Annotated in this window: 24 protein-coding genes and 3 pseudogenes; 17 read left to right on the plus strand and 10 right to left on the minus strand. The window is 69.2% G+C overall.

Features of this window, described 5'->3' with window-relative positions; all coding sequences use genetic code 11:
• The coding region (locus N5096_RS10225; protein WP_267664463.1) for an IS1595 family transposase at positions 1-544 on the plus strand (544 nt) is incomplete at its 5' end.
• Positions 545-553: 9 nt separating this feature from the next.
• Here N5096_RS10225 and N5096_RS16350 read toward each other — a convergent pair.
• A pseudogene (locus N5096_RS16350) lies at positions 554-901 on the minus strand (IS6 family transposase); the annotation flags it as partial.
• 93 nt (positions 902-994) lie between these two features.
• On the opposite strand from N5096_RS16350, the gene N5096_RS10230 reads away from it, so the two are divergent.
• Together N5096_RS10230 and N5096_RS10235 are read left to right on the plus strand one after the other, a co-directional pair.
• On the plus strand, positions 995-1,966 hold the full coding sequence (locus N5096_RS10230) for a ribose 1,5-bisphosphate isomerase (protein WP_267664464.1): 972 nt from the start codon (positions 995-997) through the stop codon (positions 1,964-1,966).
• Positions 1,963-3,126, plus strand: coding sequence for an ATP-dependent ribose-1-phosphate kinase (locus N5096_RS10235; protein ID WP_267664466.1), 1,164 nt, complete (start codon positions 1,963-1,965; stop codon positions 3,124-3,126). The genes N5096_RS10230 and N5096_RS10235 overlap by 4 nt, the downstream gene beginning before the upstream one ends.
• Before the next feature lie 44 nt (positions 3,127-3,170).
• Here the strand turns inward: N5096_RS10235 and N5096_RS10240 are convergent.
• Positions 3,171-3,761 (minus strand): annotated as a pseudogene (locus N5096_RS10240) (hypothetical protein); the annotation flags it as partial.
• 72 nt (positions 3,762-3,833) lie between these two features.
• Complete coding sequence (locus N5096_RS10245) at positions 3,834-4,916, minus strand: asparaginase (protein WP_267664469.1); 1,083 nt, start codon at positions 4,914-4,916, stop codon at positions 3,834-3,836.
• 330 nt (positions 4,917-5,246) lie between these two features.
• Here N5096_RS10245 and N5096_RS10250 point away from each other — a divergent pair, with 330 nt between their 5' ends.
• From N5096_RS10250 to N5096_RS10260, 3 genes are all read left to right on the plus strand, one after another.
• Positions 5,247-5,468, plus strand: a complete 222-nt coding sequence (locus N5096_RS10250; protein ID WP_092564890.1) for a DUF8028 family protein — start codon at positions 5,247-5,249, stop codon at positions 5,466-5,468.
• A 153-nt stretch (positions 5,469-5,621) separates the two neighbouring features.
• On the plus strand, positions 5,622-7,280 hold the full coding sequence (locus N5096_RS10255) for a DUF255 domain-containing protein (RefSeq protein WP_267664473.1): 1,659 nt from the start codon (positions 5,622-5,624) through the stop codon (positions 7,278-7,280).
• A 142-nt stretch (positions 7,281-7,422) separates the two neighbouring features.
• Positions 7,423-8,229, plus strand: coding sequence for a TrmB family transcriptional regulator (locus tag N5096_RS10260; RefSeq protein ID WP_267664475.1), 807 nt, complete (start codon positions 7,423-7,425; stop codon positions 8,227-8,229).
• A gap of 108 nt (positions 8,230-8,337) precedes the next feature.
• Here N5096_RS10260 and N5096_RS10265 read toward each other — a convergent pair whose 3' ends face one another.
• The 3 genes from N5096_RS10265 to mptA form a co-directional block, all read right to left on the minus strand.
• On the minus strand, positions 8,338-8,592 hold the full coding sequence (locus tag N5096_RS10265; protein WP_267664477.1) for a HalOD1 output domain-containing protein: 255 nt from the start codon (positions 8,590-8,592) through the stop codon (positions 8,338-8,340).
• 79 nt (positions 8,593-8,671) lie between these two features.
• Positions 8,672-9,160 carry an Lrp/AsnC family transcriptional regulator gene (locus tag N5096_RS10270; RefSeq protein ID WP_267664478.1) on the minus strand — a complete coding sequence of 163 codons (489 nt, stop codon included), beginning with the start codon at positions 9,158-9,160 and terminating at the stop codon, positions 8,672-8,674.
• Positions 9,161-9,340: 180 nt separating this feature from the next.
• Complete coding sequence (mptA, locus tag N5096_RS10275) at positions 9,341-10,270, minus strand: GTP cyclohydrolase MptA (protein ID WP_267664480.1); 930 nt, start codon at positions 10,268-10,270, stop codon at positions 9,341-9,343.
• 223 nt (positions 10,271-10,493) lie between these two features.
• Between mptA and N5096_RS10280 the strand changes: the two genes are divergently transcribed.
• The 4 genes from N5096_RS10280 (at position 10,494) to N5096_RS10295 (ending at position 13,566) form a co-directional block, all read left to right on the plus strand.
• Positions 10,494-10,787, plus strand: a complete 294-nt coding sequence (locus tag N5096_RS10280) for a 50S ribosomal protein L21e (protein WP_267664481.1) — start codon at positions 10,494-10,496, stop codon at positions 10,785-10,787.
• Position 10,788: 1 nt separating this feature from the next.
• The gene (locus tag N5096_RS10285) at positions 10,789-11,145 is read left to right on the plus strand and encodes an RNA polymerase Rpb4 family protein (RefSeq protein ID WP_267664483.1); all 357 of its coding nucleotides are present in this window, start codon (positions 10,789-10,791) and stop codon (positions 11,143-11,145) included.
• Between the two features lie 537 nt (positions 11,146-11,682).
• Positions 11,683-12,525 (plus strand): eIF2B alpha/beta/delta subunit family protein, encoded by an 843-nt coding sequence (locus N5096_RS10290; protein ID WP_267664484.1) that lies wholly within the window; start codon positions 11,683-11,685, stop codon positions 12,523-12,525.
• 84 nt (positions 12,526-12,609) lie between these two features.
• Complete coding sequence (locus tag N5096_RS10295; protein WP_267664486.1) at positions 12,610-13,566, plus strand: DUF7260 family protein; 957 nt, start codon at positions 12,610-12,612, stop codon at positions 13,564-13,566.
• 327 nt (positions 13,567-13,893) lie between these two features.
• Here N5096_RS10295 and N5096_RS10300 read toward each other — a convergent pair whose 3' ends face one another.
• A complete protein-coding gene (locus N5096_RS10300) occupies positions 13,894-14,964 on the minus strand; it encodes an aldo/keto reductase (protein WP_267664487.1) in 1,071 nt (356 codons plus the stop codon).
• Positions 14,965-15,121: 157 nt separating this feature from the next.
• Here N5096_RS10300 and N5096_RS10305 point away from each other — a divergent pair, with 157 nt between their 5' ends.
• The 7 genes and pseudogenes from N5096_RS10305 to N5096_RS10335 all read left to right on the plus strand — a co-directional run bounded on the left by N5096_RS10305 (position 15,122) and on the right by N5096_RS10335 (position 21,151).
• Complete coding sequence (locus tag N5096_RS10305) at positions 15,122-16,060, plus strand: acyltransferase (protein ID WP_267664488.1); 939 nt, start codon at positions 15,122-15,124, stop codon at positions 16,058-16,060.
• Between the two features lie 14 nt (positions 16,061-16,074).
• Positions 16,075-16,448, plus strand: a pseudogene (locus tag N5096_RS10310) (DJ-1/PfpI family protein); the annotation flags it as partial.
• A 338-nt stretch (positions 16,449-16,786) separates the two neighbouring features.
• On the plus strand, positions 16,787-17,740 hold the full coding sequence (locus N5096_RS10315; RefSeq protein ID WP_267664490.1) for an ABC transporter substrate-binding protein: 954 nt from the start codon (positions 16,787-16,789) through the stop codon (positions 17,738-17,740).
• A gap of 3 nt (positions 17,741-17,743) precedes the next feature.
• Positions 17,744-18,598 (plus strand): ABC transporter ATP-binding protein, encoded by an 855-nt coding sequence (locus tag N5096_RS10320; RefSeq protein ID WP_267664492.1) that lies wholly within the window; start codon positions 17,744-17,746, stop codon positions 18,596-18,598.
• On the plus strand, positions 18,595-19,908 hold the full coding sequence (locus N5096_RS10325; RefSeq protein WP_267664494.1) for an ABC transporter substrate-binding protein: 1,314 nt from the start codon (positions 18,595-18,597) through the stop codon (positions 19,906-19,908). Before N5096_RS10320 ends, N5096_RS10325 begins: the two co-directional genes overlap by 4 nt.
• Positions 19,874-20,653 carry an ABC transporter permease gene (locus tag N5096_RS10330; RefSeq protein ID WP_267664495.1) on the plus strand — a complete coding sequence of 260 codons (780 nt, stop codon included), beginning with the start codon at positions 19,874-19,876 and terminating at the stop codon, positions 20,651-20,653. Before N5096_RS10325 ends, N5096_RS10330 begins: the two co-directional genes overlap by 35 nt.
• A 78-nt stretch (positions 20,654-20,731) precedes the next feature.
• The gene (locus N5096_RS10335) at positions 20,732-21,151 is read left to right on the plus strand and encodes a DoxX family membrane protein (protein ID WP_267664498.1); all 420 of its coding nucleotides are present in this window, start codon (positions 20,732-20,734) and stop codon (positions 21,149-21,151) included.
• 380 nt (positions 21,152-21,531) lie between these two features.
• Here N5096_RS10335 and N5096_RS10340 read toward each other — a convergent pair whose 3' ends face one another.
• The 3 genes from N5096_RS10340 to N5096_RS10350 all read right to left on the minus strand — a co-directional run bounded on the left by N5096_RS10340 (position 21,532) and on the right by N5096_RS10350 (position 25,092).
• Entirely contained in the window at positions 21,532-22,608 is a 1,077-nt protein-coding gene (locus N5096_RS10340; RefSeq protein WP_267664499.1) for a CNNM domain-containing protein, read from the minus strand.
• Positions 22,609-22,699: 91 nt separating this feature from the next.
• A complete protein-coding gene (gene hisS, locus N5096_RS10345; RefSeq protein ID WP_267664500.1) occupies positions 22,700-24,034 on the minus strand; it encodes a histidine--tRNA ligase in 1,335 nt (444 codons plus the stop codon).
• A 71-nt stretch (positions 24,035-24,105) separates the two neighbouring features.
• Positions 24,106-25,092 carry an NOG1 family protein gene (locus N5096_RS10350; protein ID WP_267664501.1) on the minus strand — a complete coding sequence of 329 codons (987 nt, stop codon included), beginning with the start codon at positions 25,090-25,092 and terminating at the stop codon, positions 24,106-24,108.
• Positions 25,093-25,258: the final 166 nt, after the last annotated feature.

The following is a 25,258-nucleotide window of genomic DNA, read 5'->3' on the forward strand; positions in this document are numbered from 1 at the left end:
CGACGCGCCGTCACTCGATCTCCGTGGACCGGTCGAGATTGACGAGTTTTACGTCTCTGCCGGCCTAAAAGGCCGCGAGCGCGACCGCTGGTCGCGCTCTCGCGGCCTCGCCCGACGCGGGCGCGGAACGTATGATCAAGACAAACCGCCTGTGTTCGTTCTCGTGGATCGCGGCACCGAGCAACGGTACGTTGTGCCAGCGAAATCCGCAGACGAATCGACGATCCGGCTCCTGCTGGCTGACCGCCAGCAGGAGCCTCTCACCGTCTATACCGACGGATTTTGCGCGTACGATCCACTTACAGAAGACGCCCAATTCGACCGCGAATACGTCGTTCACGGAGACGGTGAATACGCCGACGACACGGTCCACGTGAACACCTGCGAGAGCCACGCGTCGCTGGCGCGACGGTGGCTCTCGCCGCATCGAGGCATCTCAAAAGACCGCCTCACACAGTATCTCCGAGCGTTCCAACTCAGACGAGAACTCTACCGCAAACCCGGACGAGAAGCGCTCAAACACGCCGTCAAAGCCACTCTCTGAAATCAACAATGTGCTACGCAAGAGCGTATGGAGGATTTCGTTTGTCTGTGGATCAACCGCACCGTACAGCCAGAACTTCTGGCCGTGGAGGCGGATCATCTTTTCGTCAACCGCAAGCTGATCCTCGGAGACGGTTGAGATCGGCTGCAGATCGGCTTTATGAACCCAATTATGGATAGCGACGTGACTCCGTTTGATCCCATACTGCTCAAGAAATTTACTCACCTCTCGGAGTGACATACCAGTCAAATGACAGCGAATCCCTTCTTCAATCGCCCAGCGTGGAGTCCGATCTCGCTCCACAAACGACAAGTCGATCCACGCGATACCTTCGCTGAGGCGTTCGATTTCGGCCATAAGCACTCTGAAGTCGAACGCCTCATCCTCTAACTTTACGCGACCGCGACAGTCGCCCGGTTTTATAAATAGCCGGACGGCTACCGGATCGGTATGCCCGAGCACGAGCCGGCGGTCCCGGTGCGCGAGACCGCCGAGGAGATCGCGACGATGGAGATCCGCGGGGCGGCGACCATCGCCTCCGCCGCGGCCGAGGCGCTCGCCGAGCAGGCGCGCGCGGCCGCGGACGGCGGACCGACCGCCAGCGACCCGGCGGCGTTCCGCGCGTCGATGCGCGCCGCGGCCCGGACGCTCCGCGAGACGCGCCCCACGGCCGTCTCGCTGCCGAACGCCCTCCGGTACGTCCTCCAGCGGATGGAGGGGGACGACGTCGACCGGCTCCGCCGGAGCGTGGTCGACGCGAGCGGGGCGTTCGTCCGCCAGCTCGACCGCGCGCAGGAGGACCTCGGACGGGTGGGTGCGAACCGCCTCGCCGACGGCGACACGGTGATGACCCACTGCCACTCGACGGACGCGCTCGCGTGCATCGAGGCGGCCGTCGATCAGGGGAAGTCGATCTCGGCGGTCGTCAAGGAGACGCGCCCGCGCCAGCAGGGCCACATCACCGCCGAGGCGCTCCGCGACGCCGGGGTCCCCGTCACCCTCATCGTCGACTCCGCGGCGCGGCGGTACCTCGACGAGGTCGATCACGTCGTCGTCGGCGCCGACTCGATCGCCGCAGACGGCGGCGTCATAAACAAGATCGGCACCTCGGGGCTCGCGGTCAACGCCCGCGAGCGCGGCGTCCCGATCATGACCGCGGCCCAGACGATCAAACTCCACCCGGAGACGCTGACGGGCCACACAGTCGAGATCGAGATGCGCGACGAGACGGAGGTGATCGACCCCGAGGCCCGCGAGGAGATCGGCGAGGTCGCGGTCGAGAACCCCGCCTTCGACGTGACGCCGCCGCGGTACATGGACGCGATCGTCACCGAGCAGGGCCAGTTCCCGCCCGAGAGCATCGTGACGCTCATGCGCGAGCTGTTCGGCGAGGGCGCCGCGGAGCCGTGGGCGGAACCATGAGCGGCGAGGGCGACGGCGCCCCCGACGACTGGGAGGAGGAGGTCGCCGAGTGGGACGAAGAGGTCTCCGAGTGGGAGGCCGGGGACGCCGAGTCGGGTGGCGGTTCCGGGTCGAGCGACGACCCCGGACCCGGCGGCGACGCGGGAGGGTCGGACGCCCCCGGCCCGGTCGACGAGAACCCCGACCTCGCGCCCGAGGAGTCGACTCGCGCGCCGAAGGTGGTCACCGCGGGCCACATCAACTGGGACGTGACGATCCACGTGGACCGACTGCCGGAGGCCGACGGCGAGACCCGGATCGACCGCCTCGAGCAGTCGGGCGGGGGCAGCGCCGCCAACGTCGCGGTCGGGCTCGTCGACCTGGGCGGCCAGTCGGTCGTCTACGGGAGCGTCGGCGGCGACGAGTCGGGCGCGCTCGCGCTCCGCGAGCTCGCGAGCGCCGGCGTCGACCCCGGGCAGGTGCTTGTCGACGCCGACGAGCCGACCTCAGTGAAGTACGTGATCGTCGACGGCGGCGGCGAGCTGCTCATGCTCGCCAACGACGGCGCCAACGAGTCGTTCACCGCGGCCGGCCTCGACCGCGACACCCTGACGGCGGCCGACCACCTCCACCTCACGGGCCAGCGGCCGGAGACGGCGGCCGCGCTGGGGACCGCGGCGGCCGAGGCGGACGCGACCCGGAGCTTCGACCCCGGCCGGGGCGTCGGCGACCGGGAGTTCGACGCCGCGCTCCACGCCGCCGACGTGCTCTTCTTAAATAGCCGCGAGGCCGACGCCCTCGCCGACTCGACCGATGTCGATCCGTGGGAACCGGAGGACCGCGTGGTCGCAATCAAGCTCGGGAGCGAGGGCGCGACGGTCCGGACGCCCCACGGCGACGTCTCCCATCCCGGCTTCGACGTCGACCCCGTCGACACGACCGGCGCCGGCGACGCGTTCGCGGCCGGGTTCCTCGGCGCGGCCCTCCGCGAGCCCGAGATCACCGACGGCGGGTTCTCGCACGACCCGCGCGACTACCAGGTGCCCCTGCTCGTCGGGAACGCCTGCGGCGCGGTCGCGGCCGGGACGGTGACCGCCCGCGCGGACCTCTCGTGGGACCGGGTCCGCGAGGCGATGGGGGAGTCGCCCGAGTCGGACCTCCTGATCGAGGTGCGGGGTTAAATCGGCGTGACCCCTCAGACGCCCCCACTGCGCTCCTCGCCGGTCACCTCGCTCGTCTCCCCCCAGCCGTCCGTGACCGACACCCGGATCGCGTCGGGGCGGGCGTCGGTCGTCACTCGGAGGAAGGCCCCGGAGAGCGTGATCGCCTCCCCGCAGGCGACGTCGTCGTCCGGCCCCTCGACGGTTGCGTTCGCGACGAGCGTCCCGTCCTCGACGGCGACGTCGGCGAGCGCAATCTCGGCGTGACACGTCGTCGGCCCGACCGATTCGACGTACGCGAGCACCGACTCGTCGAAGTCGGTGGCCTCAACGAACGCGACCGTCTCCGCGGACGCGTCCCCGAGCAGCCACGCGGCGCCGCTCTCGTCCGCGTACAGCGCGCAGAAGCCGCGGCGCTCCTCCCGGTCCCACGCCGGCCCCGAGAGGGCGGCGCCGACTCGGTGGACCTCGGTCTCGGGGTCCGGGTCGCTCGCGTCGGCGTCGTCGCCGTCCCCCCCGTCGGTCCCGTCGCTCTCGCCGGTTCCGTCGCCGTCGTCTTTGGTCCCCGGATCGCCCTCGCCCGTGCAGCCGGCGAGCGCGGCGAGGCCGCCGACACCGAGACCGTGGAGGGTCGCTCTGCGCGTGCGTCCGGTCATGCCCGCCGCTACGCGAGGCGCGTATAAGTGCCTCGTGTAGGCCCAAACGGCTCTCTGTGTGATCTCGGACGCTCAGACGCTCTCGGACGTCCGAAACAGATCGGTGAGGTTGGTGCCCCCCGCTTTCCCCTCGCTGTCGAGGCCCGCCGCGAGTCCGAGCGCGAGCGCGATCCGCGCCTTCGACGCCGGGAGCGGACCGGCGAACGTGACGCCGTGTTCCGCCAGCGTGACCGCGCCGCCGGGCGTGCCGTACACCGGTTCGGTCGGGCCGGCCGGCGGCCGTCCGGCGACGACGACCGGCGTTTCCGGAAGGGCGTCGTCCACGGCGTCACCGATCGCGGCGGTCACGTTGCCGAGGCCGGTCCCCTCGATCACGACCCCGCCGACGCCCGCGTCGACCGCGCGCTCGAGTGCGTCCGCGCCGACGCCGGTCCCGGAGTGGACCACCGGAACTTCCGGCACGTCGTCGCCGCTCTCGATCGCGTCCGCGAGGGGATCGATCGGGACGCCGCGCTCGGGCGATCGACGGAGCCGCGAGCCGGCACGGGTGACCGTCGCGACCGGTCCCGCTCCCGGCGAGGTCATCGTCGAGAGGGCGTTGCTGTGGCCCTTGAGGACGTCGCGGGCGGCGTGGAGCTCGTCGTCGAACGCGACCTGAACCCCCGGCGCGAACCGATCGTCCGCGGCGGCCCGGACCGCGAGCGTCAGGTTCGCGGGCGCGTCGCTGGAGGGCTCGTCGAGCCGGCGCTGGGCGCCCGTGACGACGACCGGGGCGTCGAGGTCGGTGAGCAGGTCGAGCGCGAACGCGGTGTCGGCGAGGGTGTCGGTGCCGTGGGTGACAACGACGCCGTCGGCGCCGTCCGCGACCGCCTCCCGCGCCGCCGCCGCGGTCGCCAGCACGTCGCGCCAGCGCACGTCGAACCCGGGCTGCGAGCAGACCTCGCGGGCGCTCACGGTCGCGTGTCGCTCGACGCCCGGCACCGCCGCGACAAGGTCGTCGCCGGTCTTCGCCGGCGCGGCGCCGCCGTCGTCCGGCTCGGATGCGATCGTGCCGCCGCAGGCGACGACGGATACGCGCGGTCTCCCCCCGCCGTCGGCCGCGGCCCGTCTCTCGTCGCGCGCCTCGCGGACTGCCGTCGGGTCGGTGTGAGTCATATATCCGGATTCTCCCGGAGGCTCAAAGCGGTTGGTCTCGCGGCAGCCGGACGACCTGTCGGCGAATCGATGGATCGAGATCGACCGGCGAGGTTCGGCGTCGATCGGGGGGTTCCGTTATCGATCGGCGAGATCCGACGACGAGGAGCGATCGTCGGCGTCGTTCGACGGAGATCGCCTGGATCCCCCAAAAAGGATGAGAAGGCTCGATAAATAGTTAAACTGTTTTTGAGACGGTTTTAAAATGTCAGAACGAGCAGAGAAATGGGCTGAAAATCCCCGAACCCTCTACCGGCTATATGTGGGTCCCCGTTATACAGAGAAGTGTCCATGTCAATCCCCGCTCCCACGCGCCTCGCCTCCGGCCGACAGGTCGCCGGGCTGATGACCGGCACGATGAAAGCCGCCGCCTTCTGGGCCGCGATCGCCATCCCGGCCACGTACCCCGCCCTGCTGTACACGGGGCTCGACGGCGGCACCGGGCTGCTGTTCGTCGGCCTGCTGTTCGCGAACGCGCTGGCGCTCGCGCTCGGCCACGACTACAAGCGCTGAGCGGCGCGAAGGCCGTATCCGAGGCGCTGCCCGCCGGACGCACCGACCGCGCCCTCCCTCTCGGTTCCGTCTTCCGGCAGTAGCCGCCGGTCCAGACGGCGACTTCTCGGGCGGTCTCGAAGCGCTTACCCACCGCCCGACCCGACCGCCTGTATGACCGACGAGACGCACGTCGAGTGGCGCGACTGGGGGCCCGAGGCGTTCGCCGAGGCGGACGAGCGGGACCGGCCGGTGCTCCTCTCTCTGTCCGCCACCTGGTGCGAGGGCTGTCACGAGATGGACGCCGTCACCTACGCCGAGCCCCGGGTCGCCGCCAACGTCAACGAGGGGTTCGTCCCGGTCCGCGTCGACGTCGACCGCCGCCCGCGCGTGCGGGAGCGGTACAACATGGGCGGGTTCCCGACGACGGCCTTCCTCACGCCAGACGGCGAGCTGCTCACCGGCGCGGGCTACCTCGACGTCGACGGGATGCGGCAGGTGCTCGAGTCCGTCAGAGGGATGTGGGCCGAGAAGGGTCGATCCGCGGGCCGGGTCCCTCGCGCGCTCGACGCCGACCTCCCGCCGAGCGGGGAGCTGACCGATGCGATAGAGAGCCACCTCGCCGGGCAGGTCGAGGCCAAGTACGACGCCGAGTACGCCGGCTGGGGGTCGGACGCGAAGTTCCCGCTTCCCCGGACCGTCGAGTTCGCGCTGAAGCGCGACCGCGACCGCGCGCTCCGCACGCTCGACGCGGTGCGCGACCACCTCGCCGACGAGGTCGCCGGCGGCTTCTTCCGGTTCGCGGGGACCCGCGACTGGGGCGACGTCGCCTACGAGAAGCCGATCGACACGAACGCGGCCGTCACCCGCGCGTTCGCGAACGCCTACCTCTACACCGGCGACGAGGCGTACCTGGGGCCCGCGACCGACGCGGTCGGCTTTCTCACCGACGACCTCTGGACCGGCTACGGCGTCGGCGGGAGCCTCGGGCCCGGGCTCGGTCGCGCCTACTACGCCGCGCCAGCCGACGACCGCGCCGACCTCGACCCGCCCCGGCGCGACCTGACCGTCTTCGCTGGGGGGAACGCGCTCGCGGCCGACGCGCTGCTCGCGGTGGCCGCGTACACCGACGACGAGCGCGCCCGCGAGTACGCCGACCGGATCCTCGACGGGCTCGAACGCGACCTGGTCGACGTCGACTCCGGAGAGGTGACCCGCTACCGCGGCGGCGACGACGTCGGCGAGTCGGACCTGCTGGACGACGTCGCCCGCGTCGTGAGCGCGTACGTCCGCGCCGCCGGCGTTCTCGGCGAGGGCGCCGAGGTCGCCCGCGCGGTCGCGGACCGAGCGATAGACCGGCTCCACGTCGACGGCTCCTTCGTGGACGGGCCGGGGTCGGGGGCGGGGCTGCTCGACCGCCCGTTCCGCCCGCTCGACGGCAACGTCGAGATGGCGACCGCGCTGCTCGACCTGGCGGCGCTGACCGGGGAGGACCGCTACCGGGAGGTCGCCCGCGAGGCGGCTGAGTCGTTCGCGGGCGCCACGGAGCGGCTGAGCGTGCAGGTCGCCGGCTACGGGAGCCTCGTCGGGCGGCTCCGCCGCGGTACCACCGCCGTCGCGGTCGGCGAGGAATCGGGCAGCGACCTCCACCGCGCGGCGTGGCGCGTCGCGGACCACGAGAAGGTCGTCGCCCCGAACGCCCACCTAGAGGAGTCGCCGGCGCCGCGCTCGGCCCCCGCGGGGTCGGCGGTCGTGCTCGCCGGCGACGCGGTCTCCGAACCGGCGGAAACGCCGGACGAGTTGATGCGCCGGGTCGCCGAGACCGCGGAGTAGCGGCGACGCCCGGCGCGCTCCGCCGTTTACGGTCGTCTGCGACGACCCGGGGAATATCACGGCGCCGGGGATCGACGGCTTCCCACTACGGCTGCGTGTAAACGGGCGACGTGTTTATGTCGGTGCCGTCTGATCGGTTGGTATGGCATCTCTCCGGGACCTGGGGCTCTCCGAGTACGAGGCGCGCGCCTATCGCGCGCTGCTGCGCACCGGGCCGACGACGGCGAAGGACCTCTCGCGTGCCAGCGAGGTCCCGATGGGGCGGGTGTACGACGTGCTCAACAGCTTGGAGCAGCACAACCTCGTCCGGAGTCAGGCCGCCAGCCGGCCGAAGAAGTACGCGGCGGTCGAGCCCGACGCCGCGCTCGATCGGCTGCTCGACGAGAAGAAGCGGGAGCTGGAGACGCAGGCGGAGCAGTACGAGGAGGTGGTCGCCGACCTCTCGACGGAGCTCGACGCGGGGGAGCCGGTGGACGGCCAGTTCTGGACCGCGGCGGTCGGCGCGGAGGAGGCGACGGACCTGCTCTTGGAGCGGATCGCGGCCGCCGAGCGACGGATGGTCGTGGTCGTCGGCGCGCCGGCGACCGGCTTCGACCTCGGCACGATCGGGGAGCGGGTCGCCGCGGAGCTGGAGTCGGCGCTCGAACGCGGGGTCGAAATTCGGGTGCTGCTGTCGCCGGAGACGGTCGACGCGCTGCCGCGGAGCGTCGGTCGGCGGTACACCGCGGACCTGTCGGATATGGAGGGATTCGAGGTTCGGACGACCGGGGGCGTCGACGGAACGTTCAACGTCTTCGACGGGATCGAGGTGTGCATCGAGGTCCCGCACCCGCTCTCGGGCGACGAGCCGTTCGCGATGATCGACGTGAAGGACGCGGAGTTCGCGACGAGCGTGGCCGAGGAGTTCGAGCCGCAGTGGACGGAGGCGGAGCCGCTGTCGTTCGGGTGAGCGGGGTTTCAGCGACCGATCAGCGGGTGACGCGTTCCGGTCCGAATACGGCGGCATATGGAACGCGCGCGGCGACGCGAACCGCCTACCTGCGCGGACCGGCGCGGCTCACTCCTCGACGGAGACGTCGCCGTCGCCGTGGACGGTCACTTCGTATCCCTCGTACGGGAAGCTCACCCTGAGCTCCATCCGATCGGCGGTCGGGATCGTGGCGAACATCTGTCCCAAGGCCTCGGGGTCGATTACCTCGTAGAGCGGAGGGGTGAGCTCGAGCGGGTCGACGTCTTCCACTTCGGCTATCTTGTCGACTATCTCACAGAGTACGTCGTCGACGTCCGCTGTCGAGGACCGTGCCTGAACCATACACTTGTGTACTGTCTCGACCTTCTTGAACCTATCGGGTTTTTGATAATTTCCAGAAGGGTTTAAAACCGACTGGAAATTAGCCAGTGTCCTCCTCGCTCGCGAACTCCTTTCCGAAGTGGTTGTACGGGTTGGCTCGCTCCTGTTTCATCATCTCCATCCGTTCGATATCGACGCCGAGAGCGTCCAACCCTTCGAGTGTGTCCTCGATGTCCTCCGACGTGCGGCCCACGACCTCCAGCGACAGGTTCTCGTTGTTTGTCAACAGTTCCCGGATACTCACTACTCCTGACACTTCCATGATCTCGTCCAGCAGCGCCTCTCGGTCTCGGAGAGGGACCGTCGCGGTGACGAGGAGGTGATGACCTAACCCCGTTTCGCTGTACTTCACGGTCGGGTGATAGCTGAGGATGACGCCGCGTTCCTCCAGGCTGTTGATCCGATTCGCGACCGTGCTGGACGAGACGCCGACTTTCTCGGCCATGTCCTCAGTCGTGTTACGCCGAGCGTCTTTCTGGAGCAGATACAGGATGCCCTTGTCGACGTTGTCGAGTTCCTCGGAAACCATTCCCTTACCTTGGCGGCCGCGACGGAAATGGCTTTCCGCGGCAGTCACCGTCGCGCGATACGGCTCTTCTTTGAGGGGATCGGCGGCTGCATACCGTACTGCGCCTGAGAGAGCGGTTTCAGCGTAGCCGGTGTGCGGAGGTCGTCGGGGAGCTGGGTCGGCGAACGGGGTCGGACGCGCCTACCAAGCGTTCAGCTCGGTCCGCAGGTCGCCCATGGTGACCTCCCGCTCGGCGTGGGCGTTGTGCTGATGGATCGACTCGTCGTTCGACTGTTTCATGTGCACCACGGCGTCGTCCGAGAGGTGGTCGAACTCCTCGACCGTGCCCTCGGCGAGCGCGCGGACGCAGTCCTCCACGAACTTCGCGTCGGCGTGGGCCTCGTAGGTCATGTGGTCCTCGTCGGGCCGCTTCGCCATGTTGTAGATCCGCGCGCTCATCGAGTCGCGGGCGACGTCGATGAGATCGCGCAGGTCGATGTCGGGGTGGCCGTCGGTGGTGACCGTGAGCGTCGCGTGGCCCCGCTGGGAGTGGCCCGGCTGCGGGACGGCCTCCAGGAACTCCTCGGTCGTCTCCTCGTCGACGCCGAGGTCGGCGAGCTTCTCTCGGGCGCGGGACTCACTCATCCCCTGCGAGCAGGGACAGACGGTCATTCCGGTGACTTCCGCGCCGATCTCCTCGCGGGTGCCCTCCTCGGTCGCGCTGGCGCTGGCGACGATCGTCGCCGTGCTCTGCGTCTCGATCCCCGACGCCGGCGTGTCCTCGCGGGTGACGAGCTCGGCCGTCATCGACACCTCGGCGGTGGTGGTGTAGTCGTGTTTTTCGAGGAGCCGCTCGGCGGCGTCCCCGCAGACGTCCTCGACGCGGTACGCCTCCTCGCGGGTGATCTCCTCTAAGATCTCGTCGATCGTCGCGAGGTTCCGGGACATATCGATCCCCTTGCGACCGCTCGGGAGGTCGACGAACACCTCGAACTCGGCCATGAGGACGATCGGTCGCTGATCTCCCCGGGCGAGTTTGACGAGCTTCTCCACGCCGGTGACGCCGACCTGCGAGAGCCCAACGGTGACGTCGGGCGCGGACGCCTGTACGTCCGGCAGCTGATGACTCATTACGAACACGTTAGGGAACTCCCGGGATTAGCACTTTCGATAGGGGGGCTTCCATAGGGTAGTTTTTGCGGCTGTAGCGGAGGCTTCTGACGGCTGCGCTCCGCGAGACCGAAGCGGGCGACGCCGGCCGGCAACCCGCCCAACTGGCGGTGTGGTACCCGCTCTCGGGCGGCGCCCGTAACGCACCATTTATACCTGCGGCAGCGGAACGTAGCCCAAGACCATGCCGAGTTCTAATGGACCTCAGAAAGCGACCCGCGACAAGCTCTCGAACAAACCGCGCGACCGCGGCACGTCGCCGCCGCAGCGAGCCATCCAGGAGTTCGAGACGGGCTCACAGGTCCACCTCAAAATCGACCCCAGCGTCCAGGAGGGCCGCTTCCACCCGCGCTTCGATGGTCGGACCGGTACCGTCCTGGGCAAGCAGGGCGCCGCGTTCAAAGTCGAGATCTCGGACGGCGGGAAGACGAAGACGCTCATTGTCCGCGCCGCCCACATGAGCGCCCAGCAGAACTGAGATGACAATCTTCAAAGAGAAGGTCGACGAGGAGTACGTCACCATCTCCGAGGCGAAGGATGTCCTCGTCGACATCGAGGCGGAGCGCGCCGACGACGAGGACCGCGACCTCCGCTACGAGCTCGCCCGCGCGATCGAGCACGTCAACCGGTTTGCCCGGCTCGACCCCGAGGAGTCCCGCGAGCTCGTCGAGGAGCTGACCGAACTCGAGCAGATCGACGTCCCGACCGCCGTGAAGATTGCCGACCTGCTCCCCGAGGACCGCACCGAGCTGCGCTCGGTGTTCGCCCAGGAGCGCTTCTCGCTCGACGGCGACGAGCTCGACGACGTGCTCAACATCGTCGCGAAGTACGCCTAGATCGGACGAAGCGCGTCTTCTCAGTGAGGTATCGGTTCGATCGTCGGAGCACCGCTGCGTGTTTGTCAGTTCGTTTATAAGTCGTTGCTGTCGGTGATGTAGAGAACGTCTCTAAAGCCCCAGCCGCTCGGTTATAAATAATCGACACAGGATCGTCGGCGAACACCGCCAAAGCCCCAGCCGCTCGCTTATAAATAATCGACACAGGATCGCCGGCGAACACCGCCAAAGCCCCAGCCGCGAGGAGGGCGCACGCTCGCTGCGCTCCTCACTCGGTCGCTCACTTCGTTCGCTCCCTCGTTGCGGTGCTTACCTCGCCTGCGCCCTCCTCGCGACTGCCCCTTTGAGTCCCACCCCACACCGCGCCCCACAGCACCTCACGCCTCCCCAGCCTCGCGGCTCCCTACGGTCGCCGCGTCCCTCGCGCGCGCTTCTCGCGGCCTGTCGGCCGCTCGAAGGCACGCGCCGACCGCGTTGTTCGGATCCGATCGCCGAAACCCCGGAACCCCTTTGAATGGCCGCGACGACCGTTTCGGTATGATCGACGAGACCGTCGCCGAGATCCGGGCGATGCGGACCCACAGCACGTCGGCGGTGGCCGTGAAGGCGACGCGGGCGCTCGCGGAGCTGCTCGACCGCGAGTACGTGGCGGTCGACGAGTTCGAGCGCGACCTGGAGCACAACGCGGGGGTGTTGCGCCGGTCGAACCCCTCGCACGCCGCGCTCCACAACGCGATGCGCGACGTCGAGCGCTCTGTCATCGGCGAGCCGACGGGCGTCGAGGACGCCAAACAGCTGCTCGAGGAGACGATCGACCGCGTCGTCGACGACATCGAGACGGCGAAGGGGGAGGCCGCCGCCAACGCGGCCGAACACATCGAGGACGGCGACACGCTGCTCGTCCACGACTACTCCACGACGGTGCTGGAGTCCGTCGAGAACGCCGCGCGCGACGGCGCGCACCTGACCGTCTACGTCACGGAGGCGCGCCCGCGCACGCTCGGTCGGAAGACAGCGCGCGTCCTCGCCGGGGTGTCCCGCGTCGACGTCCGCATGGTCGTCGACAGCGCGATGGGGTACGCCCTCCGCGACTGCGACCGCGTCCTCCTCGGGATCACCTGTATCACCGGCGGCACCTACTACAACCGGGTCGGGACCTTCCCCCTGGTCGTCACCGCGCGCGAGCTCGGGATCCCGGTGACCGCGGTCGGCTCGGGCGCGAAGACGATAGAGGAGTTCCGCTTCGAGAACGAGTTCCGGGACGCCGTCGAGGTGATGCGCGAGCCGGTCGAGGGCGTCGAGATCGAGAACCCGAGCTACGACGCGACCCCGATCGGGATGATCGACACCGTGATCACCGACGACGGCGTCGTCGAGTAGCTCCCCCCTTCCGTCCGGCCACGGCGTACCGACACTCGGAGCCGGGCGCAAACGCTTTGTGCATGAACCGTGTTAACGGATGTAATGAACGTGTATTCGGGCTCCGCCAACGTCTTTCGGATCCGTGAGGTGGACCCGGCGGCGATAGAGGAGTGCACGGCCCTCTCGTGTGAGGTCGGGGCGGCGGCGAGCGAGCCGGCCGTCGTCGCCGCCGCGGTCGTCGTCGGGCTCGCGGCGTTCCTCGCGTTCGCGTACGTCCGCGACGCGGTGGACGCCGACCAGCGCGAGCGGCGTCGCGTCGTCGCCGAGCGCGACGCCTTCGAGTCGTTCGCGGACCGCGTCTCGGCGCTCGATCCGGCGCCGACTCGGGCGACGGCGTCGGGGTTCGACGGGACGATGGCCGCGGTTCGCACGGTCGACAGCGTCGGCGGCGACGACGTCAGGCTGAGGCGGGTGCTGGCGGCGTACCGCGACACGGTGATGTCGGTCCCCCACTACAGGGAGGAGTACGACGAGACGATCCCGGAGAGCCTCGCCGCGGAGTTGGGGCCCGACACCGCGGCCGCGCTGGCGTCGAACGGCACCCTCTCCGCGGCGTCCCAGTCGGCGCTCGTCAGGCGGAGCCGGCGGGCGGCCGACGCGCGCTCGACGCTCGCCGACGGGATCGGCGAGGAGATCGAGGCGCTGCGGGCGTTCGAGAGCGACCTCTCCGGCGTCGACCGGCGGCGACGGCGGCTCCTCGAACACCTCGACGGGGTCTCCGGACCCGGGACCGACGCGGCGATCGACGTCTGGGAGCGGCTGGACGGGCTCGAAGACGAGTGCGACGAGGTCGCCGCGAAGCGGCAGGAAGCGCTCAGCGACCCCCCGATGACACCGGCGTCCGCGACCGATCCCGGCGAGGACCGCGCCTTCTACGAGTACCTGTACGGGCCGACGGACGGCCCCCGCTACCCCGTGTTGGCGCAGGTCTCCGAGCTTGCGGAGCGGATACGGTCCGACGGGGACCGCGTCGCGAGCCGGGTCGCCGGCGGGCGGTAGCCGGGCGGCGCGACGGGGTCTCACCGGGACGGGGCGATCCGCGGCGCCGTCGCGAGGGCTTTATAACTGCGGACGGCCACGCTCGTGGTGGTGGCCATGACGACGTGTTACCCCCACTGAGCCCCTTGTGACGAGGGATTTCCCACCGAGCCACCACTTCCGCGCCGGCGAGCCGCGGCTCCGGCTCGCGAGCGCTCGCGCCCCAGAGTCCCGGTGATACTCGGACCGCGGTGAAACTGATCGTGAGAGGTCGCGTCGCTTCGCAGTCGTGCGGTCTCGAGGCGAAAGAAGCGGGCTCGGCGTCGGTGCCGACGGCGTCGCCGGGTCTCAGTACGACGCGGCGCGCTTGTCGAGGCCGGCGGCCTCGATGTCATCGCCGTCGACGGAGGTCCGGAGGACGTCCATCCCGTCGTCGCGGTCGATATCGAAGTTCCGCGCGTACAGCTCGTCGACGCGGTCGCACTCGGCCTCGGAGAGCGGCGGCACGCCCGCCGCGCTCCACTCCGCGATGTCGTCCCCGTCGCGGAAGGTGGGCGTCACGGAGGCGACCTCGTCGTGCGCGAGGAGCCAGCGGATCGCGGCCTGCGCCATCGTGCGGGTTCCCTCGGCGTCCTCCGGGTCCTCGAGGAAGCGGATGGCTTCGACCTTCTCCCAGCCGGTCTCGTACCACTCCTTCGGGCGGTGCGAGCGGTGGTCGCCGTCCTCGAGGACGGTGTCGGGCGTCACCTGCTCGTTGAGCAGGCCCGAGGAGTGCGGGACCCGGGCGATGACCGAGGTGTCCGAGTCGCTCTCGCGGATCGCGTCGACGAAGTGGCGACCGGGCTGCTGCTCGAACAGGTTGAAGACGGTCTGGACCGCGTCGAACTCGTCGTACTCGATCGCGGCGTCGCCCTCGGCGAGCCAGCCGATCGAGGGGCCGAGCGCCCAGCCGAGCGCGCGGACGCGCCCGTCGGCCTTCCACTCGGCGAGGAGGTCGCGCACCTCGGGCGTGACGTCGTCGACGTTCGCGTTGTGGAGCTGGAGCAGGTCGACGTAGTCGGTATCGAGCCGGTCGAGGGAGCGCTCGAACGCGGTCTCGAGGTACTCGCGGTCGAGCTCCTTCGGGAGCTCGCCGTGACCGGCCTGCGGGTTATTATAAAAGTCGTACCCGATCTTCGTCGCGAGCGTCACCTCGTCGCGGCGCCCGTCGATCGCTTTCCCGATTATCTCCTCGCTGTCGCCGTGGCCGTACACGTCGCCGGTGTCGACGTAGGTGACGCCGGCGTCGAGCGCCGTTTCGACCATCTCGACCGCCTGTTCGTCCGAGCGGTCGCCCCACCAGTCGGTGCCGACGACCCACGCGCCGAAGCCGATCTCAGAGACCTCGACGCCGGAGTTCCCGAGTTCGCGGTGTTGCATACCTCGAGTTGGGGATCGGGACACTTAGCGGGTGCGGTCTCGCCCACGCCGCGGGACTCCGCCTCCGGTTTATAGGTTGCTGCGACCACGGTCAGGCGTCTCGACCTCGCATCCGCACAACCGAATCCCTTTGAGGGACGGCGACGAAGGTCGGCCGATGACAAAGCGACACGTGTCCCTGCCCGACGGCGCGGAGGCCGGGGTCCGAGGGTTCATCGACGAGGTGGACGAGCGGCTCTCCTCGGACGAGGACACCTGCGACGTCGTTCGCGACGTCCTGATCGACCTGCACGGCGACCGCGAGCGGTGGGAGGCGTGGCAGGACGGGGAGTCGGTGTCGAGAGCCGAGCGCATCCGTCTGCAGGGGTACGACCCGTGCAACGCGACGCTGGAGTCGGAGTACTACGCCGAGAAGGACGAAGAGCGGTTCCAGCCCTCGAAACACCTCCAGTGGCTCTGGCGCCAGTTCGACGCCACGCCGATGGCTGATAACGTCGATTTCGCCCTCCGGTTCCGCCAGATGCTCGGGAACCACCTGTTCGCGGAGTGCGGGGACGACTGTCGCTTTTTTAAGGGGATCTCCGTCACCTACGGCCACAACATCGAGGTCGGCGACAACGTCGTGATCCACGACGACGTCCACCTCGACGACCGCGGGAAGCTGACCATTGGCGACCGCGCGTCGGTCTCCGACGGGGTCCACCTCTACAGCCACGACCACGACCTCGTCGACCAGACCGAGGTCCGCAACTTCCACACGGTCGTGGAAGACGACGCCCGGGTCACCTACGACGCGATGGTGCGCGCCGGCTGCCGAGTCGGCGAGAACAGCGTCGTCGGCGCCCGCTCGGTCGTGCAGGGCGACGTCCCGGACCACCACGTCGTCGTCGGCTCCCCCGCCCGGAGCGTGCGCGTGAAGCCCGGCTGGGAGGAGGCCGCCGCCGATCTGGAGGACGGACGGCTCCCCGACAACCAGGACGAGCGCGAGATCGAGTACGAGCTCCCCGAGGACCTCGACCGGTTCGACGAGTTTCAGCGGGACCTCGGGCCCCCCGACGTCGAGAACCCCTCGCCGCCCTCGTCGGCGGAACGGTAGGGCGACCCGTTCGGGGACGCGCGCCCGAGCACCTCCGCGGCCACGACGAGGTGTTCGGCGCGGTGCGGCACTTCTTCGAGGCCGACAAACCGGTCGCGTCGATCTGCCACGGCCCACAGATCCTCGCGACAGCGAGGCCCGACGCGCCTCTGGCAGTCGGGCGAAGCCCGACGACAGCGGGGGTGCTCGACGGCTACGAAATGACGGCGTACCCCGCGGTCAGCCCCGAGGTCGAGGCCGCCGGCTGCTCGTGGGTCGACGGCGTGACGACGGACGGGAACCTCGTCACCGGCCGGGCGTGGCCCGATCACCCCGGGTGGATCGCGGCGTTCCTCGATCTCCTCGGCACCGAATCGACCACGACGCGCCCGCCGCGACGGCGGACTGACGCGCCCGAACCGCTATTTTGAGCGTCAGCTCCGAACCGTGGTCGCCGCCGAGCCTTCTGAATCGTATCGAGCGGGCCTGAGACGTCTGTTCGATTGTCTCGACGGAGAAACGAACAATTATTGCGGCTATCTCGGATGCAAACTGTTCACATCCGTCAGTAAAATGCTCCCGTTAGCGGCGGTTCCGCGGGGATTTCGGGGTAGTTGCGGGGGAGCTCCCCCTCAAGCGGGCGACCGAATCCGTTCGGCCGTCGCAATACTTGCGCGAACGCGGTTGCACCGCTCATCCTTGTCGGTTTCCGGAGTTATAGGTTACAATAAAACTAAGAAGCATTCGATGTCAGATCTCAATGTTTCGCACGAATACTTCACGTGGAGGCTCGTGCAGGACATCGCAGAGGAGAAGGGGTACTTCGAGGACGAGGGCGTCGACGCCGACCTCTCGTACTTCGCGCCGGGCACGCAGGACTTCGAGGGCGAGAACGCCTTCGACGCCGACTGGTGGGACGATATGGACGAGGACGGCGGCACCCACGGCGTCTGCGAGTGGAACGCAGTCCAAGAGGTCTCCGAGACCGACCGCGATATCGTCGGCTCCTACAGCGAGTGGGACCGCGTCGTCTTCGTCGACGCGGACGATGACGCCGATACCATCGACGGCCTGCGCGGTCGCTCCGTCGGGATCAACAAGTACGCCACCTCGTTCTACTCGATGCGAGAGATGCTGGAAAACGAGGGGTTCGACGAGGACGAGATCGTCTTAGAGCACGTCGGTGAGGCCGAGGACCGCTTCGACGCGGTGAAAGAGGGCGAGGTCGACTCCATCGCGGTACTGGAGCCGTTTGTCACCCTCGGCCGCTACGACGAGGAGCTGAAGGAAGTCTTCGACGGGCCGTGCCGCGCCGCCATCACGACGCGCGAGCAGCCCGAGCCGGAGAAGCTGGAGGGGTTCCTCGCGGCGCTGAACCGCGCGGTCGCCGACATCAACGACGACCTGGAGGGGTACACCGACCGCTACGTCGAACTCCTCGAGGACGAGGCCGCCGACAAGCCCGCCTTCGACGACGTGAATTTCGAACGACTCCGCGAAGAGTTCGAGCTCCGCGAGTTCCTGCCCGTGCGCGCCCCCGACGAGAAGCGGATCGACGCGACCACCGACTGGATGCGCGACAAGGGCTTCGTCCCGGACGACGCCGACATCGGGACCGCCGAGGAGGTCGAGAACGAGGGCGTGCTCCCGGACGACGAAGCCGAGTCCGAGGAGGACGAGCCTGAGGCGACGGCGGACTGACCGATGTCGATCGAGTCCCGTCCGGCGACGGCCGACGACGACGGCGAGGCGTCCGACGTCCGGTCCGGCTCCGCGTCCGCGGTGGGCGCCGACGCCGGCGACGCCGACCGTCGCGCGACCGACGCGGCGCCGATCGTCGCCAGCGACCTCACGAAGCGGTACGACGAGACCCTCGTCTTCGACGGGCTCGACCTGTCGGTCGACCCCGGCGAGGTCTGCTGTCTGCTCGGCCCGTCCGGCTGCGGCAAGACGACCCTGCTGCACCTGCTCGCGGGGCTCGAGGACCCGACCAGCGGTCGCGTCGAGATCGACAGCGAAGCGGTGACGGGGCCCGACTACCGGTGGGGCGTCGTCTTCCAGGATCCGCTCCTCTACCCGTGGCTCTCGGTCCGCGAGAACGTCGAGATCGGCCCGCGGCTCCGCGGCGAGGAGCCCGACCCGGACCTGATCGACGAACTGCTGGAGCTGGTCGGCCTTGACGGGGTCGCGGACGCCGACACCGCCGACCTGTCGGGCGGGATGGCGCAGCGCGCGTCGCTCGCGCGGACGCTCGCGAACGAGCCAGAGGTGTTGCTCCTCGACGAGCCGTTCTCCGCGCTCGACCAGCTGACGAAGATGGAGCTACAAGACGAGCTGCTGCGGATCGTCGACGAGCTCGGCGTCACCGCCGCCTTCGTCACGCACGACATCGACGAGGCGGTGTACCTCGGCGACCGCGTCGCGATCATGGGGCCGGTCCCCGCGGGCATCGAACACGTCGAGCGGATCGACAGCGAGACGCGCTCGCGCGACGACGAGGCGTTCCTCGCGGAGCGGGCGGCGACCTTCGAGCGCCTGGAGGCGGTGGGGCTCGAATGACACACGATCACACGAACCACGACGACGTCGACCCCGACGTCGCCGAGAGCGCGCGCGAGCTCGTCGGCGGCGCCGGCTGGCGAGATCCCTCCGAGAAGGCCCGCACGAGCGGACTCTCCCGGCGCGAGTTCATGAAGGAGTCGGGGCTGGCGTCGCTCGCCGCGGCCGGCGTCGGCTCGACGGCCGGCTGTCTCGGCGTCGGTGGCGGCGGCGGAGACGGCGGGCCACCGACCGCGGAGATCGGCTACCTCCCGATCACGGACGCGGCGCCTCTGCTGACGGGGTACGCTAACGACCACTTCGCGGACCACGGCGTCGACGCCGCGGAGCCGACCCTGTTCCGCGGCTGGTCCGACCTCGCGGAGGCGTTCCTCTCGGGCGCGGTCAACGTCGCTCACTTCCTGATGCCGATGACGGTGTGGATGCGCTACGGCGACGAGCTGGACGCCAACGTGCAGGTCGTCGCGTGGGACCACACGGACGGCTCCGCGCTGACGGTTCAACAGGACATCGACGAGTGGGCGGACCTCGGCGGCGGCACCGTCGCCGTCCCGTTCTGGTACTCGATCCACAACGTCATCCTCCAGATGGGGCTCCGCGAGCACGGGCTCACCCCCCGGACGGACTCCTCGGCCGACGAGGTGGCGGACGACGAGGTCAACCTCGTCGTGACGCCCCCGCCGGACATGCCCGCGGCGCTCGCGAACGGCTCCATCGAGGGGTACATCGTCGCCGAGCCGTTCAACGCGATCGGCGAGCTCAACGCCGGCGGAAAGATCCTGCGGTTCACCGGCGACGTCTGGCGCGAGCACGCCTGCTGCGTCGTCGTGATGCGCGAGGAGCTGGTTGAGTCGCAGCCCGGGTGGACGACCGACGTGATGAGCGGGATCGTTGACGCCCAGCAGTACCTCCGCGAGAACCGGTCGGAGGCGGCACAGCTGCTCTCCTCGGAGGGGAGCGGCCTGCTCCCGCAGGGGCCGGAGCCGATCGACCGCGCGCTCACCCACTACGACGAGCACGAGCCGTACCTCGAGTCGGGCGCGATCCAAAACGCCGACTGGGACATCGAACGGATCGGCTTCTACCCGTACCCGTACCCGTCGTACACGGAGGAGCTGGTCCGCCGTATGCGCGAGACGCGCGTGGAGGGCGAGGACGCCTTCCTCGACGAGCTCGACCCCGCCGAGGTCGCCGACGACCTCGTCGCGTACGACCCCGTTCGCACAGCGCTGGAAGAAGCCGGCGGCCCGCCGGCGTTCGACGTTCCCGAGGACGATGGCTACGAGAGACAAGAGACGATACGGTTCTGAGCTGGTCGGAGAGCGCGGCCGCCTGCTGCCGGCGGTCGGGCTCCTCGGCGGCCTCGCCGTCTGGTGGGCGGTGACGGCGCTCGGCAGCGGCATCATCACCAACTTCGCGCCGGCGGCGACGCTCGCCGTCCTCGCGGAGCTCGTGGTGTCGCCCGCGTTCTACGACCACGTGTTCGTCAGCATCTACCGGTTCGCGATCGCGCTCGGGCTCTGCCTGACGGTCGGGCTCCCGATCGGGATCGTCGTCGGCTACTTCAAGGCGGCCGAGCGCGCGACGACCGTGCTCTTCCAGTTCATGCGGATGATCTCGCCGCTGGCGTGGTTCCCCATCGCGATCATCGTCTTCGGCGTGGGAACCCAGTCGGCGGTGTTCGTGATGTTCATGGCCGGCCTCTGGCCGATCGTGTTGAACACCGCCCACGGGATCGCGACCATCGACGACGACTGGATCACGGTCGGGGAGTCGCTCGGCGGGGACACGCGCGCCCTGCTGCGCCGCGTCGTCGTCCCGGCGGTGATCCCGGACATGCTCACGGGGATCCGCCTGTCGATCGGTATCCTCTGGATCATTCTCGTCCCCGCGGAGATGCTCGGGGTCAACACCGGGTTGGGCTACCTCATCCTGGACGCCCGCGACCGGTTCTCCTACGCGGAGATCCCCGCGATCATGCTGGTGATCGGCTTCATCGGCTTCTGGCTCGACCTCTCCGTCCGCCGGCTTCACGCCCGGTGGAACTGGGGATAGTCGGGCGTCCGCGTTCCGGCGCGGTCGCGCGCCGCTTCCGCACATCGATTTATATGTCATGCTATCGTACGGACGGGCATGACCGACGATGACGGCGACACGGGGGTAGACGACGAAACGACGGACGACGCCGGGGCGCCCTCGCGGCTCGGGCGCGCGCTGCTCGGGATCGGCCTCGCGGCGCAGGCCTCCGAGGACTTCCGCGAGATGGACGAGACGATCGAGTACGCGGAGTCAGCCGGGGTCCCCGCCCCCGACCTCGCGGCCCCGTTCGCCTCCGGGATGATGCTCGTCTCGGGAATCGGGATCGCGCTGTGGCGACTCCCCCGGATCACGACCGGCGCGGCCGTGACGTTCCTGACGGTCGTGACCGCGACGATGCACGACTTCTGGAACGCCGACGAGGACGACAAGAGCGGGGAACGGCTCGCTTTCTTCGGGAATCTCGCGATGCTGGGCGGCGCGCTGGTGTTCCTGCGCGAGGCGTACAAGAAGTGACCGACGACACGAGCAACGGTTCCCAACGCCCAACCGTTTGCTTATAAATAATTGAGTACAGATCGGCGGAGAACACCTCCAAAGCCCCAGCCGTTTGCTTATAAATAATTGAGTACAGATCGACGGAGAACACCTCCAAAGCCCCAGCCGCGAGGCGGGCGCACGCTCGCTGCGCTCCTCACTCGGTCGCATCCGCTCCCTCATTGCGGTGCTTGCGTCGCCTGCGCCCGCCTCGCGGCTGCCCCTTTGAGCCCCACCCGACCGCACCGCAACCGCAGCCTCACGCCTCCCCAGCCTCGCCGCTCGCTTCGCTCGCGGCGTCCCTCGCGCGTGCGGCTCGCGCCTTTCAGGCGCTCGCAGGCACACGCCACCGCGTCGTTTTATAAATCACCGGCGTCCAGCGGGTCCTCCAGCTGTCCCAGCACCGACTCCATCGCGTCAGTCGCGGTGATCAGGCCGACGACCTCGCCGTCCTCGATCACTAGGGCGAGCTCCTGTGACTCCGCCTGGAACTGGTCGAAGGCGTTGCTGACGCTCGCGTCCGCCGAGACTGTCATCGGCGGGGCCGCGACGTCCGCGAACGTCAGGTCGCCGTCCCGGAGCTCCTCGAAGCGGCTCACGATGGAGGGGGCGTACACGATCCCCTCGAAGTCGGTGAGGTCGTCGCCGACGAGCGGGAACCGGCTGTGCGGGGTGTCGCGGATCCGGTCGAGGTTCTCGTCGACCGACGACGCGGTCGACAGGGAGACGACCTCGTCGGCCGGCGTCAGCACCTCCCGCACGGCGAGTTCGTCGACGTCGAGCGCGTTGAGGACCTCCTCGCGGCGCTCCTCGGGGAGATCGACCTCCTCCATCATCGAGCCGAGGCGGGTGCGGAGCTGCGCACGCGTCTCCAGCACCTCCTCTTCGGCCTCGGTCCACGAGCCGGTCATCTCGACGCCGAAGAGTCCGAGCGTGGCCTTCGCGACCCAGTCGCCGAACGTGATCAGCGGCGAGATGAGCCACGCGAACCAGTAGAGCGGTCGGGAGCCGTACTCCGCGACCTGCTTCGAGCGCTCGACGCCGAGGTACGTCGGCGTCTGCTCGCCGTGCGTCAGGTGGACCATGTTGATGAGGAAAAAGCCGAGGAGCGAGCCCGCGCCGGCGGACGCGAACGCCGTGTTCTCGAATATGGGGGCGAACAGCGCCGCCAGCCCCGGCTCGGCGACGATGCCGAGCGCGATGGACGTCCCGGAGATCCACACCTGACAGGTCGTCAGGTAGAACTCCAGGTCGTCGGTCATCTCCCAGGCCCGCCGCAGTCCGGGGGTGTCCATCTCCGATTCGGGGTACTGACGCAGGCGCGTCAGGCCGAACTCGATCGCCACGAAGTACGCGTTGATCAGGATGAGGGCGATGCCCGCCGCCACGCGGAGGCCGATCTCCCCGGGAGCCATCGCTGTCGCGAGGGGAATCATCGTCCCCACCGTCCCGACGCGCGACGGAAAAGCGTTGAGGGACCGAGCGGGAACGAGCCGGCCTCTGGCGGCGCCGAACCGCGCCGGCCGCTTACTCGTAGTCCTCGTACGCCGGGAGCCCTCGCCCGTCCCCGGGCGCGGGCGGGAACTCCTCGACCGGGACCGTCGTCTCGTCGCCGCTCGCCATGTCCTTCACCGTGTACTCGCCGTTCTCCAAGTCGCGCTCGCCGACGACGACGACCGTGTCGGCGTTGATCGAGTCGGCGTAGCCGAGCTGGGCGCCGAACGACCGGTCGGAGACGTCCTGCTCGACGACCACGTCGTCGCCGAGCGCGCGGAGGTCGCGGGCGAGCGCGGCCGCCTCGCCGCGCGTGTCGCCGACGGAGAGCACGTAGTAGTCGGTCGTCAGCTCCTCCTCGGGCCAGACGCCGGCGCGCTGACAGAGGAGCTTGAGGGTGGCGTGACCCGGGGCGACGCCGACCGCCGGGGTCGGCTGGCCGCCGAAGCTCTCGATGAGGTCGTCGTAGCGCCCGCCGCCGAAGACGGAGCGGGACACCTCGCCCGTGGAGTCGAAGCACTCGAAGACGACGCCGGTGTAGTAGTCCAAGCCGCGGGCGGTCGTCAGCGACACCTCGCAGAACTCGCCCGCGCCGAAGTCGTCGGCCGCGGCGAGCACGTTCCGGAGGTTCTCGACCGCGTCCTCGACCGACTCGTCGCCGGCCGCGGCGACCGCGTCGAGGTCGTCGACCGTCTCCACGCCCGAGATGAGGTCGTCGAACTCGCGGGCCGTCGCGCGGTCGAGCCCGGCGTCCGAGAGGAGCCCGACGTACTCGCCGTCGTCGACCTTCGCGCGCTTGTCGACCGCGCGGATCGCGGCCTCCGTGTCGACCGCGTCGGGGTCGTCGGCGAGCGCCCGGACGAGGCCCCCGAGGATGTCGCGGTGCGAGACGCGGAACTCGAAGTCGTCGGCGGTGAGCCCCAGGTCCGTCAGCGCGTCGGCGGCGACCGCCAGCACCTCGGCGTCGGCCTCGGGCGCGGACGAGCCGAACACGTCGATGTTCGTCTGGTAGAACTCGCGGAACCGCCCCTGCTGGACCTGCTCGTAGCGCCAGAACGGGCGGGTGGACACCCACTTGATCGGCTTCGAGAGCTCCTGGCCCTTCGCGACGACCATCCGGGCGACGGTCGGGGTGAGCTCTGGGGTGAGCGAGACGCCGCGGCCGCCCTTGTCCTCGAAGGCGTACAGCTCTTCGACGATCTCCTCGCCGGACTTGTCAGTGTACATCTCCGTCCGCTCCAGGGCGGGGGTGGCGATCTCGCGGAAGCCGTACCGGCTCGCGGCGCCCTCGATCGCGTCGGTCACCTCCCGGCGGGCGGACTGCTCGCCGGGGTAGAAGTCGCGGAATCCCTTGAGACCGTCGTACATACACGCCGCTTCGGCGAGCGCCCGCTTGAAAGCATCCTTTCGGGGGCGCCGGGCGGGCAGTCGCTCCCCGCCTACTCCCCGCCGTCCCGCGTCGGCAGGTCCGGCTCGAACGCGGCCGCCTCGACGGCCATGTCGAGCACGTCCTCGACGTTCTCGTCCTCGGTGACGCTCATCGTCGCGTCGACGGACTCGGCCTGCACCGCCTCGAAGCGATCGTGTTTGTTCGCCACGGTGAGGAACGGGACGGCGTCGCCGAACAGCTCGCGGACCTCCTCGCGCAGCTCCAGCTGGACGTCGAGCGGATAGCCGCAGTCGCCGGACGGGTCAAGCACGAAGACGACGACGTCGGCGAGGTGTTCGAGGGCGCTGACCGCCTGCCCCTCGATGTCGTTGCGCTCGTCTTCGGGCCGGTCGAGGAGGCCGGGCGTGTCCACGATCTGGTACCGGACGCGGTCCCGCTCGAAGTGGCCGATCTGGACGCCGCGAGTGGTGAACGGGTACTCCGCGATCTCGTTGGAGGCGCGGGTGACCCGGTTGACGAACGACGACTTGCCGACGTTCGGGTAGCCGGCGATCACGATGGCAGGCTCGTCGGGCCGGATGTCCGGGAGCACCTTCAGCTGGTCCCGCGAGTCGCCGATGTACCGCAGGTCCTCCTCGATCTGGTCCATCACGTCGGCCATGCGCGCGAACGCCTGCTTCCGGTGTTTGCGCGCCGTGTCGACGTCGGCGCTCCGGACCTTCGTCGTGTACTCGTCGCGGAGGTCCTCGATCTGCCGGCTGGCCCACATCACCTGCGAGAGCGCCTGCCGGAGGCGGTCGACGTCGGCGATCGCGTCGGCGAGCTCGTAGTAGAACGGGTCGACGTCGAAGCCGAAGTCCGGCCACGAGACGACGACGTTCTCCAGGTTGTCCGAGAGCACGTTGCCCGCGGTCCGAAGCATCGACTCCTGCGCCTCGTGGCCGCGCTTCGCGCGTCCCGCGCGGGCCGCCCGCGAGAACGCCTTGTCGACGAGTTCCTCCGATCGGGGAGTCGTCGGGAGGCCCTCAAATATCATGTTGCCGAGTATTGTCCACCGACGCGTATAAGACCGTCCGTTCGGCGATCCCCGCGATACGACGGCACACGGTCGGATCGGCGGGGTTCGGTGGCGGGGAGTCGGCGACACCGATGAACGATTATTATATTTTATGCGCATATTTCGATTTATATTTATGTCCTAA

Source organism: Halorubrum yunnanense (assembly GCF_026586675.1).
Classification (GTDB): domain Archaea; phylum Halobacteriota; class Halobacteria; order Halobacteriales; family Haloferacaceae; genus Halorubrum; species Halorubrum yunnanense.